Source organism: Paenibacillus mesotrionivorans (genome assembly GCF_046098205.1).
Classification (GTDB): domain Bacteria; phylum Bacillota; class Bacilli; order Paenibacillales; family NBRC-103111; genus Paenibacillus_AR; species Paenibacillus_AR mesotrionivorans.
Genome location: NZ_JBJURJ010000019.1, coordinates 1 through 15,443, shown reverse-complemented (window position 1 = coordinate 15,443; position 15,443 = coordinate 1). Strand labels below are relative to the sequence as shown.

12 protein-coding genes are annotated in these 15,443 nt (G+C 52.3%); 6 read left to right on the top strand and 6 right to left on the bottom strand.

All coding sequences use genetic code 11. The features are described 5' to 3' along the window. Nucleotides 1-39 precede the first annotated feature (39 nt). The 4 genes from ACI1P1_RS24680 to ACI1P1_RS24665 all read left to right on the top strand — a co-directional run bounded on the left by ACI1P1_RS24680 (nucleotide 40) and on the right by ACI1P1_RS24665 (nucleotide 4,939). A complete protein-coding gene (locus tag ACI1P1_RS24680; protein WP_416219131.1) occupies nucleotides 40-1,284 on the top strand; it encodes a hypothetical protein in 1,245 nt (414 codons plus the stop codon). 52 nt (nucleotides 1,285-1,336) lie between these two features. Beyond that, a complete protein-coding gene (locus tag ACI1P1_RS24675) occupies nucleotides 1,337-2,551 on the top strand; it encodes a hypothetical protein (protein ID WP_416219130.1) in 1,215 nt (404 codons plus the stop codon). A gap of 37 nt (nucleotides 2,552-2,588) precedes the next feature. Further along, nucleotides 2,589-3,818, top strand: a complete 1,230-nt coding sequence (locus ACI1P1_RS24670; protein ID WP_416219129.1) for a collagen-like domain-containing protein — start codon at nucleotides 2,589-2,591, stop codon at nucleotides 3,816-3,818. 218 nt (nucleotides 3,819-4,036) lie between these two features. Beyond that, nucleotides 4,037-4,939 carry a hypothetical protein gene (locus ACI1P1_RS24665; RefSeq protein ID WP_416219128.1) on the top strand — a complete coding sequence of 301 codons (903 nt, stop codon included), beginning with the start codon at nucleotides 4,037-4,039 and terminating at the stop codon, nucleotides 4,937-4,939. 69 nt (nucleotides 4,940-5,008) lie between these two features. Here ACI1P1_RS24665 and ACI1P1_RS24660 read toward each other — a convergent pair whose 3' ends face one another. From ACI1P1_RS24660 to ACI1P1_RS24645, 4 genes are all read right to left on the bottom strand, one after another. Then, complete coding sequence (locus ACI1P1_RS24660) at nucleotides 5,009-6,370, bottom strand: sugar phosphate nucleotidyltransferase (RefSeq protein ID WP_416219127.1); 1,362 nt, start codon at nucleotides 6,368-6,370, stop codon at nucleotides 5,009-5,011. A gap of 33 nt (nucleotides 6,371-6,403) precedes the next feature. Further along, a complete protein-coding gene (locus tag ACI1P1_RS24655; RefSeq protein ID WP_416219126.1) occupies nucleotides 6,404-7,534 on the bottom strand; it encodes a glycosyltransferase family 4 protein in 1,131 nt (376 codons plus the stop codon). Between the two features lie 258 nt (nucleotides 7,535-7,792). After that, complete coding sequence (locus tag ACI1P1_RS24650; protein WP_416219125.1) at nucleotides 7,793-9,439, bottom strand: response regulator; 1,647 nt, start codon at nucleotides 9,437-9,439, stop codon at nucleotides 7,793-7,795. 4 nt (nucleotides 9,440-9,443) lie between these two features. Beyond that, nucleotides 9,444-11,216 carry a sensor histidine kinase gene (locus ACI1P1_RS24645; protein ID WP_416219124.1) on the bottom strand — a complete coding sequence of 591 codons (1,773 nt, stop codon included), beginning with the start codon at nucleotides 11,214-11,216 and terminating at the stop codon, nucleotides 9,444-9,446. 156 nt (nucleotides 11,217-11,372) lie between these two features. Here ACI1P1_RS24645 and ACI1P1_RS24640 point away from each other — a divergent pair, with 156 nt between their 5' ends. Further along, nucleotides 11,373-11,657 (top strand): iron-sulfur cluster assembly accessory protein, encoded by a 285-nt coding sequence (locus ACI1P1_RS24640; RefSeq protein ID WP_416219122.1) that lies wholly within the window; start codon nucleotides 11,373-11,375, stop codon nucleotides 11,655-11,657. 85 nt (nucleotides 11,658-11,742) lie between these two features. On the opposite strand, the gene ACI1P1_RS24635 is transcribed toward ACI1P1_RS24640, so the two are convergent. Then, nucleotides 11,743-12,132 (bottom strand): thiol-disulfide oxidoreductase DCC family protein, encoded by a 390-nt coding sequence (locus ACI1P1_RS24635; RefSeq protein ID WP_416219121.1) that lies wholly within the window; start codon nucleotides 12,130-12,132, stop codon nucleotides 11,743-11,745. Nucleotides 12,133-12,263: 131 nt separating this feature from the next. Next, nucleotides 12,264-12,749: a pyridoxamine 5'-phosphate oxidase family protein gene (locus ACI1P1_RS24630; protein WP_416219119.1), complete on the bottom strand. Its 486-nt coding sequence runs from the start codon at nucleotides 12,747-12,749 to the stop codon at nucleotides 12,264-12,266. Nucleotides 12,750-12,968: 219 nt separating this feature from the next. Between ACI1P1_RS24630 and ACI1P1_RS24625 the strand changes: the two genes are divergently transcribed. Continuing rightward, nucleotides 12,969-15,233: a helix-turn-helix domain-containing protein gene (locus ACI1P1_RS24625; RefSeq protein ID WP_416219118.1), complete on the top strand. Its 2,265-nt coding sequence runs from the start codon at nucleotides 12,969-12,971 to the stop codon at nucleotides 15,231-15,233. The last annotated feature ends 210 nt before the right edge of the window (nucleotides 15,234-15,443 follow it).

The window sequence follows — 15,443 nt, the reverse complement described above, 5'->3', positions numbered from 1 at the left end:
CAAGGTTCAAAATTTATTTTGGAAGAGGAGTTGTGTCGGATGCCTTTATTTACTCCAATTCTATTGGGGACCCCCGGAGCAGAAGTCCGATTGATTGCGACTGTGGCGCCTGCGGAAAGCCAGCCGCTGTCACAAATTCATTTTAATGTCCCTGTTCGGTTCAGACTGCAGAATACAGGCAGCTATTTGCTTATTTTAGGACTGGAGCTTTGGCGGAATGGTCAAGTTCTAAAATCTGTAACAGAGCCGTATGTAGGGTCGGGTAATGCAGGTGAGGTAGTTTCAGGCAATATTCATTTCTATATTTCGGAGGTTTTATCTGCAGAGATACATTTGTATGAACTGCACCTGAGAGTTCTGGCCTATCAGAACATTCAAGGACATCCGGAAGCCGGTAATCCGTATACCGCTACTCATCCTGATCTGCAAGAGGACGGTGTTGGTCCGGAGGGTCCGGAGGGTCCCCCAGGTCCACCTGGGGATGAGGGCCCTAAGGGTCCTACTGGACTGACGGGAGAAACGGGCATTACCGGTTACGGACCCACCGGTGCCACCGGTCCTACAGGCGATACCGGAACAACCGGTCCATTTATTTCTGACGAAAGCTATACAGGAATGACTGGCCCTACAGGCACCACTGGTTTTGGCTCTACAGGTCCAACAGGTGCAAGCGGCATCGGTCCAACCGGCCCAACTGGCTTTGGCCTTACAGGTCCCACCGGCCTCCGCGGCCCAACGGGAGCAACAGGTGAAACCGGACCGGATGCAATTACGGGTCCGGATGGTCCGATGGGAGAAAATGGCCCCAGAGGAGCGACAGGGGTTGGATTTACAGGAGTGGGGCAGGGGTTTACCGGGGAGGCTTACACACAGTGGTTGCAGACAATTAGTTTTGATGATTGGACCGAAATTGGACGTGTCTCTATTGCCACGATTGGCTCTACACAGCCATTATTAGCATCGGCTGTTATGTTAAAGGGGGGATTCGATTTTTCTTACGGCTCGGATTTCTTGGCGACAGGCGATTTCACTATTCAATATCGGGTGCTTCGGGATGGAACGCCTATTCAATCCTTTCAATATGAGCATCGAAAAGATGTAATAGGCTTTAATAACGGGATTACAGTTTGGCTGCCTTTTACCCATTTGGATATCCCTCCTGCTGGTCCAGGACCAGTTGAATACATTTTTCAAGCGAAGATGATCACTTCCCCCATTGGGAGTTTTCCAGCTTCCTTAACGCAGGTATTCACTGCCATGAATATTTACACTCCAAGGGACTAGTGTGAAAACCGTATGGATTCAAGAAAAAGCTGTATAGAAGGAGTTGTGCCGGATGTCCAACTTTATATCACTCCCTGTCATGAGCGGCGCAAGCGCTATTCTGGAAGAGATTATGCTGTCGGTAGAGGAGGCTTATCCTCTTGCTGAGACAACGGTGGTACTGCCATTGCTGCTGCAAACGGAAACCTCTGGTTTGTACCGGCTGCTCATGGAATATATCGTTAGCCGAAACGGAAAGCATTTATTAACTCAACAAGTCGTATTGGAGGGGCAATCGGCATCGGGAGAGCAATTCCAAACAGATGCGTATCTTAAATATGCTGAGTCTCTAGAAGCAGGTCTTCATGTTTATCAGGTTCAGGCTACTATTCTGCAAGCTGTTAACCTGACATCAGAGGTAATTGCCTTTGCCCCGCTTATACAGACAGGGCCGGGACCGGTCGTGCTGGAGGGACCCATTGGGCCAACTGGACCCACCGGTCCCACTGGGCCTACAGGGCCTAGCGGAGAATCGGGTCCCGCCGGCTCACAAGGCGGTAGAGGAAAAAGCATAACAGCCGGTGTAACCGGTCTGCCGGGGCTTACCGGTGCTACCGGCCCCACAGGTTATGGAGTAGGGGGAACGGGGCCGACAGGAGCTACAGGTTATAGCGGAGCTGGTATCACGGGAGCAACTGGCCCTACGGGAACAGGGCATACAGGTCCAACAGGTTTTACGGGATTCGGTATTACAGGACCCACCGGTCCCACTGGTCCGACTGGTCTTCGCGGAGATACAGGATCTGGAATGGGATTCACCGGCCCTAAAGGTGCAACTGGTGCAACCGGTCCTACCGGATACAACGGAGAAGCCATTCAAGAAACGCAAATTTGTTATTCCACCAAGCTGCCCCAGGCCTTGACCCTTGATCCTGCCAAACAAACCCTGAATTTCTTATTGATGTTTCCGAATGTTTATTACATGAGACGGGGAACCATTGACGGCTATATCCAGGTGCAAATTAAGCCACAAAGCACGTATACAGGCACCCAGGAAGTTTATTTTAATTACATCGTACATGCAGGTATAGACCAAATGAATGAATTCGTATATCCAGCAGCAGGGGAGGATTTGAGGGAGATTGTACTGCCTATTCGCATGGATGTTTCCCATCAGCAGTCCGGGGTATGGGTGAATCTGGCTTATTTGACACCTACCGATGGCGCATTTGAGATTACCATTACACAAGCTGCTCTATATTTGACTGTGTATGAATACGAGCATTGAGAAACCAAAAGGACTTTTGTAGGAGGAGCGGTGTTCTATGTCATTTACACCTCTAATGCTGGGCAAACCTGGACAGGAGCTTCATCTGGCCATTACGTATAGGGCCGATTATGATCCTCCTGCCACGCTCTTCAGCATACAAGTTCCCTTGAAGCTGTCCACGATTTCATCAGGATCAGGAATGTTGTATGTAGAGTGGAATATCTGGCGGGGAGATGCACTGATTGCGAAGCAGGTGTCTCCGGTAACGGTTTCCGCATCTGCGGGAGAGGAACAGTTATTGTCGCCAGTGATTGATTTCATGGACGATGTGGGGGCGGGAACTCATATATACAACCTAAAGGTGCATGTAATTTCGTTCAGTAACATTGCAGCGGAGCCCTTATTAGGGAAGCCTGAAATCAGCGTAAGAATTCCTGCATCGGGTCCATTGGTGGAAGACGGCATAACGGGTCCAACAGGTCCGACAGGTCCAACCGGAGCTACGGGAGCCAAAGGGGATGGCGGCGATCCGGGAAATCATGGCCCCACAGGCATCGGACTGCCAGGCCCCACTGGTGCCACAGGGGCAACAGGAGCTACAGGTCCCACCGGTACGGGCGATGCTGCCAGTGGAACAGGAGCAACAGGAGCCACAGGTCCGACAGGGTCAACCGGTTATGGGGTAACGGGGCCTACCGGATTTGATGGCATGGGAAATACGGGGCCGACAGGTATGGGGGTTGGCGGACCAACTGGGCTAACAGGGGAAAGTGGTCCAACAGGGATTACGGGAAGAGGGCCGACTGTATTAGGAGCCACCGGAATGACAGGTTTGACCGGAGGCATTGGGCCACAAGGTGAGGATTACTTCCCCATACAATTTGCCGGAAACTATAACTACAATGAACAACCGGCCATTGAGATTCCCGGAACAGGCGAATGGGTCACGATCCAAGCCCTTCCGCAGATTTCAGTGGAGCCCGATCAAAAAATTTTCCTGGAATTTCTCTGTGAGATTCGTTGTGAGCTTGATGAAAGCCGTCTTACTGCTCATTATAGATTTTTGGATAGTGCATCCAATATAAACGTTCTTCCGGGCAGCATTTTTATAGGTTCTGGAGACGGGCTGTACCGGTATCCAATGTTAATACAATGGGTCGACACAATCACAGATTCTTACGACGTCTTTTATTCCTTTCAGATGAACGGAAATATCCCTTTTACTATTCAATTTTGGGACTTCAGGGCCACCGTACTGGATAAACCAAGGTGGTTTGAAGGGTAACTAACAGACCTCAACAAAACAGAAAGAAGCGGCAGCTTAACTCGCTGCTCTTCTTCTGTTTTATACGCTGTTCGAGGAGTTGAAAATCCTTAAGCCCATTTCATATCCACACAGTCCATTTCGGGCTATATACAGGTGCAACGGAAACCACAACACACATATACTGGTACTCGAACGGATTACGTGGAGACTATGTGCTGTAGGAGGAGCGGAAGGTTATGTCGTTTATACCCATTGTCCTGGGGAGTCCGGGTCCAACAGTTCAACTGGCCGCAACGGTGGTAACAGACTTCGATCAACCAGACACGCTGTTCAGGTTCCTCATTCCCTTGAAGGTGTCCACTTGTTTTCCGGGAGCAGGGTCACTGCATATGGAATGGGAGCTGTCACGTGACGGTGATGTCGTGGCGCAGCAGATATCCCCCGTTGATGTTCATGCTCCCGTCGGGAAAGTCCAGCTGCTGAATGAAAGTATAGATTTTATCGATCACATTGAAGCAGGCACACACATTTACAAGGTAAAGGCCAAAATTATTTCTTTTCGAAATATAGCTGCTCATCCTCTTGTGGGAAACCCTCAAGTCAGTATTGAGGACATTCCCGTAGCGGAGCCGGTGGCACTAGACGGTGCGGGGCGGTTAACGGATGTAACAGGACCCACGGGTCCATCCGGTCCGCCCGGTCCAAAGGGAAGCAGCTATCATCCCATCCGGGCTGCGGAAAAATTAACCTATCATGTTGAGCCTTCAGTAAAGGTGCCGGCTTATGATGGGACGATCAGATGGACTACTGTGCAGACGCATCCTCCCCTTCCGGGTTGGCCGGGTCAAACGGTCTTCCAGGAGGTTCTGATAGGAATCCAATTCGAAGGCGGGCCTGAAAGAAGGTTTGAAGTGCAATACCGTATTGTCGATCAGTCTACTAATGAAGTCCTTAATTCAGGCAGTCTCAATTGCGGTTGGGGCATTGGGGATAACCAATATATGATGATGATGAATTGGGTGGACTCCGTCACGGAACCGTCCTATGGAGCTTATGCATTCCAGGTCCGAAGTACAACGGCAGCCTTTACCGTGCAGCACTGGAGCTTCAGGGCTACTGTATTGGAGGAGATGGCCTGAAAAGCAACTGCTCTAAGACAACCGATTGGCACCGGAAATCTTAGAGCAGGTTTATTTTATAAACGGCTTTCATTCACTACTCCGCACCGCCTCCTCCCAGATGAGAGCAAGCCGCGTGCAATCCTCGCCGTCGAGCTGTTCCCCCAGCCAGGTTTCGATATACTCCATGGCGGTAATAGCCTTGATACTATGTTTGACGCCCGCTGCAATCTCCAGCACATCACCGCTTCCAATCGCCATCACCCGACCGTCCATCAGGCATTCGCCCACTCCGGACAGTATGGCGCAGATCTCCGTGCGGTGCTGGTGGAAATGATAGCTGGTGTTCGTTCCGGCCAACAGAGTCACCTTGCTGGTCAGGCTTTCACCTGCTTGGCTGTGACGTGAATAGTCCAGCGTGCGGCGGACGCCCCAACGTTTCTCCTCCATCATCGGCATTCGGTTATTTTTAAGCAGATCCTTGATTCGGCTGGCCTGCTGCTTGCTGGCGACCAGCACACCGTCGGGACCCGCAGCCACAATCACATTGGAAACGCCGATGACATGGATGGGACAGGGCAGTTCATTGACCAGATGGGTATTGGTGGAGCTGTTTTCCACTTGCCCCAGGCCGGTGACCTTATTGTTCAAATGCTGAGTGAAGGCATCCCAGTTGCCCAGGTCATCCCACAGCCCCCCATAGGTGATGGCGGCGCAATTGGCCGTCTGTTCGACGACCTCTTGGTCGAAGCTGCGCTCCGGCAGCTGTCCGTATAAACCCAACAGTGCTCCGGCATCAAGAGGAAGGCCCTTAGCTAACATTACATCAAGCATGAAGCCCAATCTAAAAGCAAACACACCGCAGTTCCACAATGCCCCCTGACGGATCAGATCTGCCGCCACGGATGCATCCGGCTTCTCCACGAAACGTTCAATCCGGCGGAAGTCCTGATCCTCCAACATAGGGCTGGGCACCATATACCCGAACTGGCTGGATGGTCCGGCAGGAGAGGTGCCGATCAATGCCAGATCGGCAGCAGACTGGGCGAGCACTGCGGGGCAGCGCAAGATCGCCTGGAAGAATGGCTGCTCGACAAAAGAATCCACCGGCAGGGCCACCACGATCTCCTCCCGGTCTACTTTAAGCCGGGAGTGAAAAAAAGCGGCCGCCAGTGCAATTGCCGTGAATGTGCCGCGCTTATGCGGCTCCTCCAAAACAGAAAGAGCTCCTTCTGTCTGGCTGCGGGTAATCTCACCCTGGGTGGCATGAGTGACAATATGGGTGGAGGGGAGCAGACCGGCGGCAGCCAGTTGGCGGGTAATCCGCTGAATCATCGACTCCTTGCTCCCTCCTTCGCCATCAAGCAGCTTCAGGAATGCTTTGGACCGTATTTCGTTGGACAATGGCCATAATCGTTTGCCGGAACCGCCGGACAACAGTACGATCTGCATGGTATCTCCCCCTATCCGAGCCTAACCGCATCTTTAACCTCGCCGGTCTCCACTGATAATACGCTCAATGGCTTTCTTCATCAGCCTTCCTGACCGATCCCAGGACAGATTCAGCGCATCCTGCCGGCCTTGCTTTCCCTTCTGCTTGCACAGCTGCGGATTGGCATAAGCTCTTCGCATCTGCATTCGCAGGTCATCCAGCTCCGCTTCCGCCCAAAGCTGCCCCTTCTGGGCGAATAAATTGCTGAATTTTCGGCTGATGCAGTGTTTTTGCTGCATGCTCGCCGCGGGATTGCGAAGGTTGTATTTTACAAAAAATGAATTTTTCTTGGTAAGAAAGTCCATCTGTCCGCCCCAGGCAGTTGTGATAACGGGAACACCGCTGGCTATAGACTCCAGGAAGGGCAGCCCGACACCCTCCCCCCGTGTAGGCAAGACGAAGGCATTGCCGGAGGTGTAGATCTTGCGAAGCGATGAATCACTGATACGCTTGGTGATGAGCATAAGCGGTGCAGTTTTGTGGGGAAGAGCAAGCTGTTCCTTGTAACGGAGGATTTTGTTTTTGATCCATTCGCCATCCTCGTCTTTGTCGAAGCCGCTGGTTTTTATCAGCAGCAGCACCCGGTCCTTCTGCGAAAATTCCTGCCAGTAGGCCCGAAGCAGCAGCTCCGGGTTCTTCCGGTGCTGAAAGCTGAATACCGATACGAAAACAAACTTACCCTGATGCTCCCCCAGGCTGAACTTCGGATTAGCCGGGTTATAGAGCTTTGTGTTCACACCGTGGGGAACAATGTAGATGGGCACCTTCACGCCGCTGTTGCGCAGGGCTTCCTTGTTGTGCCGGGACGGTACGAGAATCCCGTCGAATTGATTCATATAGGGCATCCAATTTCTTGGTGTCCGTGAGGTCTCCCAGACTGTATTCAGAATAATACGGTCATATCTTTCTTTGGCTTCCCTGAAATTCAGCGTATGGGGAGGATGATGATAAATCAGCACCTGCTTGCCGGCTCTGCTCTCTGCCCGGGACGCGGGCCCGCTGCTGTCACCAATCCGCACATCTACTCCCTGCCGTCTTAGTGCCTGAACATACTCTCTGCTGGCATGGCCCAATCCGCTCCGCTTTTCCAGTGGTCCTCTCCACGTGCATTGATAGCGCAGCATTCCCGGCTCCTTCTTATTGGCAGGGAGCCTAATATTATTTTGGGCTAGGGTCATAGTTCCATCTCCCAAAGAAAGCTTTTAAGATTAGATTATGTCAGTCCTCGGTGAAAGGAGCAGGCATTATGACCTGCTCTCCATATAAGGCGCATGCGGCAAGACCATATGCCCTGCCTGACGTTAACCGAATTGAACTCCGCACGGCAAAAAAGCCTCTATCCATTCAGATAGAAGCCCCGGCTGTATATGGGATAATTAACCCTATGAATCTCCCAAGCTTCCTGCCGTCAAGCCTGTTTCAGTCTGCTGCATGAACTCTCTGGGCGAGACTCCTTCCACCTTCTTGAACACCTTGCTGAAATAAAAGGCGCTTTCGTAGCCCAGCCTCTGCGAAATTTCGTTGACACGGCCTTCGCCGCGGAGCATCATCTCTTTGGCTGCGGCGATTTTCGTTTCGGTGATGTAATCGACGAAGTTGATGCCTGCGGTTTTGGAGAACAGATGGCTCAAATAATTTGGGCTGAAGCTGAACACGTCGGCTACCTGATTCAGAGAAAGCCGGCTGTCCAGGTTCCGCTTGATGTAGGACTGGACATTCTTGACCAGCTGCTCCTTATAGCTCTGCCTCCTGGAGGACAACAGCTCGCAGCTGCCGTCCCGGAACCGGACCAGCCATTCCACGATTCCTTCCATGGTGTGCTGCTGGTAGATGGCCCGGTAGCCCTCCGGCTCATCGGCGAAAATATGCTCCACCATGTTCTCTCCGTCCGCTAGGAGGGAGGTAGCCATGTACAGTACATTGCAGGCGGCATCCATTGCCGGCACCACCAGCTCAGGGCGGCTGTCGAAATCCTCGATCATCCTGGTGATGATGGCGTATAAGGCCCGGGTATCCATTTCCTCAAAGGCGCGACGGATGTCCTGCCGGGATTCGGAAAAATCGAACAGGGCATGCTCCTCACGGGCATGACGGTCGGAGGAATAGAATACAAAGGATTGCCCGCGCACTGCCTCCGGCATGGCCCGGCGTGCGGACTCATAGCTGTCCCTCAGCAGGTAGGGGTCTTCCACGGCGAATCCCACGGCTCCAATTACCGTCACATTAAAGTAGTTATGCAGGACGGAGGCCATATGAGCCAGAAGCATTCCGATGGCCGCCATCCCGTTCTCTGGGTTTGTCCCTGTGACTGGCAGGATCACTGCGAAGTTCCGCAGGTCCAGGCTGATGACAAAACAGGTGCCCGTCCGGGCAAGGGTGTCCTTGGCCATCTGAAGGGTGCTGGTGCACAAGGCCACCAGCTTGTCTCCCCGGGGCGGAACACTGGTGGGACCGAGAATCCGGCAGGTGGATACCACGTAGAAGGGCTGGTCCAGCACGATTTCCAGGTCCTTTTGCTGCAGCAGGTATTGGTTTTTGTTCTCGAATAAATTGTTCAGCAGGCGGGTAAAAAATTTCTCCCGGTGTCCTTGAAGGTCGCTGCGGCGGGTGGAATCCGGGGCGGAGGCACCTTGTTCCAGAGACTTATAATCCGCCAGAATGGAGATGGCTCTCAAAATGGAGGTGGTCAGCATCTGCGGTGTCAGCTCCAGCTTGACCAGATAGTCCACTGCCTGGAGCTCTATTGCGCTTTTGGCATATTCGAATTCCTCGAAGCTGGTCAGGATGATGAAGAGAGGCAGGCGGCCTTGCTTCCTGCGGACGGCATCCGCCACCTCCAGTCCTGTTTTCACCGGCATTTTGATATCAGTAATCACAATGTCCGGCTGCAGGGATCCGATCAGCTCTTCCGCCTGGGCGCCATTGTGGGCGATCCCCACAATTTCGATGTTGTATTCCTCCCATTTCAGCATGGATTGCAGGCCTATACATACCAATGCCTCGTCGTCGGCAATAAGCAGCTTGATCATGCGGTCACATCCTTGTTCCGGAAGTATAATAAGGGAGTAATATGATAATGCGCGTATACCGGCCCACTTCGCTTTCAATAGTTATGCCGTACCGCTCGCCGTAGGCCAGGCGCAGCCGCTCGTTGACACTGCGGAGCCCCATATGCTCCATCAAACCTTTGGCAGTGGAAGCTTCGTCCGCCAGTGCGGCAGCAATCTGGTCCATCTCCATACCCACGCCGTTATCCTCAATGGCAATGCGGATATCGAAGACGCCCTGCCGGGCAACGGTGATGTGTACATGTCCCGAGCTTTTTGGTTCGATCCCATGGAAAATGGCGTTTTCCACCAGCGGCTGCAGGGTTAGCCTGGGGATCAGGGCGGACAGCAAATCCTCACTCTCCACCTGCCGCTCCATGGTGATGCTGCTGCCGTAGCGGTATTTTTGAATCAGGAAATAATCGTCCAGGAGAGCCAGCTCCTCCTTCAGTGGAACCGGCTTGCCCATATCCTTGGCGATGCTGCGCAATAGCCGGGAGAGGGAGGTAGTCATTTCAGCAATGCCGGTGGCATTCTGGATGGTTGCCATCCACCGGATGGAATTCAGTGTATTATAGAGGAAGTGGGGATTGATCTGGCTCTGGAGCACCCGGTATTCCAGCTCCTGCTTCTGCTTCTCCTGGGCCATGCGGTTCTCCATCAACGCTACAATATCCTGGGACAGCCGGTTGATGCCTCTGCCTACATCCCCCAGCTCGCTGTTCCACTCGATATTTTTGTCCATATAAAACTGGCCCTGGGCGATTTTGTCCATCCGTTTCTTGAGCTTTTCTACAGGCAGGCTGATGGTCCGGGTTAAATACAAGGTAATGATGCCGCTTGCACCGATAACCAGCAGGCAAACCCCCGCCATCAGGAACAGCCAAATATTGGCCTGGGGCGCAAACTGGTTGCCCTCCAGGGTTTGGGTCAGCACCACCCCGGAACGGACGGGATAGGAGACCGCCAGCTGCCGGCCCGAACCTCCGGCTATATAGGACAACGCGGCTCCCAGATCATCAAAGTTATCGTTGGTATAGGGCTCCTCCTCATAGCGAATGGGTTCCGTGGAGACCTTGTCCCCAGTGATCTGATAATGCGTGCCGCCCAGCGTCAGCACCAGCCGGGAATCCTTAGGGATGCTGTATCCCTTCAGCTTATCCGTAATGACCGTTGCATTGGCGAATAAGTAGACCGTTCCGATGTTGGAGGCTCCGTTACCGTAGATGGGCATGGCAAAAGGGAGCACGGTAGCGGTGGAGAAGGGGTCCTGCATCACCATATTCCACTGCTCGGCGCCCAGCTCGCCGGGCTTCGGGAGTTTGTCCAGGTTATGTACATTCAGGGGGATAGAGCTGCCGGCGCTGTCCACCTGTACAAAAAGAGCGTTGTTATTCGTTGCGATCAGCCGCCGGGCGTAGGTATTGGAGGGGTTGCTGCGGAATCCATCCTGCATGGCGTTGAATACATCAATGGCCATCCAGGGGCTGGGCTCCTCGGCTTTAAAATAATCGGCCAGCCTTGTGTTCGTCGGGGAATTGGTGCTGCATTTCATGGCCAAGGCAGTCAGATTAATCAGATCCTGATCAATGATATTGGCAATCAGCTGCAGATTGAACTTGGTGGCCTGAATGGTGGTTTTGCGCTGGAAAAAGGAGATCAGCTGGTAGCTGAACACGGACAGCACCGTGGCGCAGAGCAGGGCAAATACCGTCATAATCAGAATGATACGGCCTTTTATCGTGGATTTTTTCTTCATGAAACCACCCTTCGGAACCGGCGCTTGCTTACAGTGAAGCGTTTACATGTTATTATAGCATTGATCGGGGGTGGTGTTAACCGGCGGCATCCGGAATTACCCGTATCCGTCCATCGGAAGTTGGCAATAATGGAGATTAACCTTGGAGGTGCAATTATGAATCTGCAAATTACGGAATCGGCTGTCTCCTGCCTGAAGCAGGAATGGGATTTTGCGGAAGGGGATTATATCCGGGTATATGTGAGGTATGCCGGAGGCGGGAGCGAGCCCTATGTATGGGGGATCCTGCGGGAGAAGCCGGAGCCCAACGATCCGGTTACTCAGATGTCGGCTGGCGGTTTTTTCATATATATCAAACAAAGTGATGTGTGGTTCCTGGAGGACCGGAGCCTGCGGATCGATGCCGAAGGAATGGACCTGCTGTTTGTGGTGGAGGATTAGGCGGAATACCTAAACCGAAAAGCCTGACGGAGATGAAACGTGCTCCGCCAGGCTTTTTTGTGGCTTTAGGGCTCCTTACTAAGTATTATAAGAAACGTTCTCTAATTTCAGGAGAAGGCAACATACAGCTCTCTTTTTTACCAAACCATTTATATCGATTGTTGGCAAGTATCCCATAGAACAAATCTCGTATGGGTCTTGGAACTATTAGGAGGAAGTAAAATATCTTCCAAAGTCCTTTTAATTCCTTACAAATTTGAAGAGCCGCTGAGGATTTAGAATAGGTTTTGTTATTAGCTATTAGAATAAAGCTATTCGTATCTTCGGGAACATTCAATTGATTCAACATCTTCTTACCTGTATCGCTTTGTATCGAGGTAAACTTAAAGTGCCCTTTAGGGTCTCTTTTAATGATAAATTGAACACTGTGGTCACAAAAATTACAGTCTCCATCAAATAGAACAATTTTATGCATAGTAACACCCTTTTTAATAAGTATATCATTACTTTTCTTTGCAAAAAACAGCCCTCCACAAAAAAACAGGAGCCCCCGGTGGAATGCCGGCAGCCCCTGGTTTTATGTGAGCGTAATGTCCGCTTAATGACCTACAGCTGAACGGTATCGTTCATCTTGGTATCGGTTTCCTTGCCGGTCAGCTTCTCGAACAGGAATTTGGCTTGTTTGAACACGCTGCCGGACTCCCAATATTCAGCGCTTTCGGCTTTTACCTTAATGAGCACAATATTGGGGTCCTCCCAGGTGGTTTCCAGCATTTTTTCATACATGGCGTTCCAGAATTCCTTGACCTTCTCCCGGCTTTGTACAATTTCCGCTGTCCCGCTGATGGAGACGTAGGATTTATCCGCATAGGCCACATTCACCTGGGCATTATGAAGCAGCTCATAGTATTTGCTTGTATCCTTCTTGGTCAAAAACCAGATATCCCCGTCGAACTCCACATCCTGGGTTTTCATCGGCCGGGATACGAGACCCTCATCGGTTACGGTGGTCAGCATCGCCGTGTCAATTCCATTGATCAGCTTACGGATGGTTTCCAGTCCTTCCCGGTGGGCTTCGTTATGGTGCAGCATGGGATCACCTCATTTTGGAATTTTGGTTCTAGAATTTGGTACTAGTGTTCTCTATATTCTTAACATCATTCACCGGAAATGAATCTTGTTGGGGGATTAACGAGAATTGTGAATATGTCTTTTGGTCCGAAGATACGGTAAGATGGAGGGGATCGATACCAGACCCACACAACATGGTCCATGCCGCATGGATGACTATCTACAGGAGCGAATGCCCGCATGCAGAAAAAATGGCTGTATCGTCTCATCCTCTCTTATTTGCCTATCTTCCTGACAGTCGTTTTCTGCCTGATTCTTACCTTCTTCCTGACAATGGGGGAAACCACCAAACGCCAGACCGTCCAGGCTAACCGTGTGTTTGCCGGGCAAGTGATGCAGATTGTGGATGCCACTCTCCAGAACGTGGATACCATGGCCAGCAAAGGACTCCTCTTAAACAGTGAGGTGGTCAGCTACTTCGACGAATCCGGCGCTATGGGAACGTATGATTATTACCGTACAACCAATGCACTGCTGGATTTTATGGCACCGCTTCCCATGGTGGATTCCGTTTATTTATACCGCCAATCCGACGGCAAAATATTGATGCAATCCTTCTCTTCCCAGCTGGGGGAGTTCGGAGACGACGCTTTTATCCGCCAGGTGATGGATATGCCGCGGCCGAATATGTGGAGTGAAATCCGCAATCTTGCGCTGTTTCCGGGTGATGAGCAAAACCGTTCTGTGATTTCACTGGTGAAGCGGGTGCCGTATTTCTCCGGTGAGCAGGGACTCATCGTCATCAACATCCGTTCCGGCTCCCTGCAGGCGTTGGTCCGGGAAATGCAAATTGAAGGCGGCGCCAAGGTCTGTCTGGCCGATCAGGCGGGCCACAGCTTCGCAAATCCAGTGGCAGCCTGTCCTAATGATAAGGACGGTGCGTATGCCCTGTCCGCTTTGTCCGGTTTTCAGGTGAGTATGGATTTGCAAAAAGGAAATTGGTTTTCTCTGCTCTCCTCCTTTACTTATATCTGGTTCGGTATCGGCTTGATTGCCGTTATCGCCGGTATTGTTGCGATGACGTATATCAGCCACCGCCATTACCGGCCGCTGGAGCAGTTATTGGAGCGGGTGCAAACCTTCGGCCAGCGGAAGAACAGCCTCCTGCGGCGGGAGGAAGGGGACGATGACTTCTCCTTTATCGACCATGCGCTGGAAAGTCTGATTGCCGAAGCCAACAGCTTCGAGCAGCAGCAGGCGGAAGGTCTGGTCTACCGCAGAACCCACTTCTTCAAGGAGCTGCTGGAGGGCAACCAGGTATTGTCCGGAGAGGAATTCCATGAGGAAACCCAGAAGCTGGGGGTTTCCTTCTCCGTAGACAAGGCCATTGTGGGCATAGTGGAAATGGACTATTATGAAGCTTTTGCTTCGGAATACAGTGTCCGCGACCAAGCTTTGTTTAAATTCGCCATCCGCAGCGTGATCCAGGAAATGGCCGCGGAATCGGGTGAATCCTTATGGGCAGAATGGATTGGGCCCAACCGGCTTGGACTTTTGTACTGGCGGAGTCGTAACGCGGAGGACAAGGAACAAGGAGAGGCGTTTCTTGATAAGCTGGCGTCCATGTCGGACAAGGCGCGCCAGTGGGTGGAGCAGTATCTGAAGTTCACTGTCACTGTGGGTTTAGGCCGGGAAATCCGGGAGGTGCCGCTGCTGTCTGCCTCCTACGACCAGGCGGAATTGGCCGTGGACCGTAAAATCGCCACCGGTCCCAACCGGGTCTACCGGTTTATGGAGCCGGGTGCGGATGGAGGCGTAAAAATCGACGCTGTCCTCCAGGAGCTGAAGGAAGCGGCCCAACTGTACCGGCTGGGCAATCCCGATTGGCAGGAGCGGCTGAACAGCGCATTCCTGTCCATGGCGGGAGGGGAATATGGCAAGGAGGACATTGCCCGTTTTGTTCATCTGTTCAAGGCCCAGCTGATCCGTGAAATGCAGAATGCCCCCCAGGAGCTGCAGCATGTGTGGCGGGAAGTGGGGTTGGCGGAGCTGCAGGCGATTACGGAGCAGGTGGAGTGGATGGAGGAGGCCAGATTGGCTCTGGTCACTTCCTTGGCGGCCACGGCGGAAAAGCTGCAGGACCTGCGCACCAACCGGGAGCAGTATTCTCAAGCGGCATTGGTCCGGCAGTATATTGCGGAGCATTTCCGCGATCCCAATTTGTCCCTGGCCCAGATCGGCGAGCAGTTCGGCATGAACCAGAAGACGCTGAGCCGGATCTTCAAGGAGGAATTCGGGGAGAAGTTTGTGGATTATCTCACACGGCTGCGGCTGGAGCTGGCCAAGGAGCTGCTGGAGACCACCCAGGATTCCGTGCAGAGCATATCCGAACATGTAGGATACTTATACCCCATGTCCTTTATCCGCGTGTTCAAAAAGGTAGAGGGCGTCACTCCCGGAGATTACCGGAAGGAACGGGAAGCACGAGGAGCGGAGGGGCGGTAGTGGCGATCCTAACGAATCTGAGGAACGCTATTTGACTAGAAATGGGCCTGTTTGAAATCTAACGAATCCTAGCCACTCTATTTGTCCCAATCGGCGCCGAATGGTGCCTAAAAGGGCGAATAGCGTGCGACAGATTCGTTGCTATGAACGTTTTTGTCAAGCCCTCCGGTTTAGCAGGGTCGGAGCACGTGGCGCGGGAGCAAATAAACG

What these genes read in the sequence shown, in the direction of transcription:
- ACI1P1_RS24670 (WP_416219129.1), top strand. Translation starts at nt 2,589, where the DNA reads ATGTCATTTACACCTCTAATGCTGGGCAAACCTGGACAGGAGCTTCAT.
- ACI1P1_RS24675 (WP_416219130.1), top strand. Translation starts at nt 1,337, where the DNA reads ATGTCCAACTTTATATCACTCCCTGTCATGAGCGGCGCAAGCGCTATT.
- ACI1P1_RS24645 (WP_416219124.1), bottom strand. Translation starts at nt 11,216, where the DNA reads ATGAAGAAAAAATCCACGATAAAAGGCCGTATCATTCTGATTATGACG.
- ACI1P1_RS24650 (WP_416219125.1), bottom strand. Translation starts at nt 9,439, where the DNA reads ATGATCAAGCTGCTTATTGCCGACGACGAGGCATTGGTATGTATAGGC.
- ACI1P1_RS24625 (WP_416219118.1), top strand. Translation starts at nt 12,969, where the DNA reads ATGCAGAAAAAATGGCTGTATCGTCTCATCCTCTCTTATTTGCCTATC.
- ACI1P1_RS24665 (WP_416219128.1), top strand. Translation starts at nt 4,037, where the DNA reads ATGTCGTTTATACCCATTGTCCTGGGGAGTCCGGGTCCAACAGTTCAA.
- ACI1P1_RS24660 (WP_416219127.1), bottom strand. Translation starts at nt 6,370, where the DNA reads ATGCAGATCGTACTGTTGTCCGGCGGTTCCGGCAAACGATTATGGCCA.
- ACI1P1_RS24635 (WP_416219121.1), bottom strand. Translation starts at nt 12,132, where the DNA reads ATGCATAAAATTGTTCTATTTGATGGAGACTGTAATTTTTGTGACCAC.
- ACI1P1_RS24640 (WP_416219122.1), top strand. Translation starts at nt 11,373, where the DNA reads ATGAATCTGCAAATTACGGAATCGGCTGTCTCCTGCCTGAAGCAGGAA.
- ACI1P1_RS24680 (WP_416219131.1), top strand. Translation starts at nt 40, where the DNA reads ATGCCTTTATTTACTCCAATTCTATTGGGGACCCCCGGAGCAGAAGTC.
- ACI1P1_RS24630 (WP_416219119.1), bottom strand. Translation starts at nt 12,749, where the DNA reads ATGCTGCACCATAACGAAGCCCACCGGGAAGGACTGGAAACCATCCGT.
- ACI1P1_RS24655 (WP_416219126.1), bottom strand. Translation starts at nt 7,534, where the DNA reads ATGCTGCGCTATCAATGCACGTGGAGAGGACCACTGGAAAAGCGGAGC.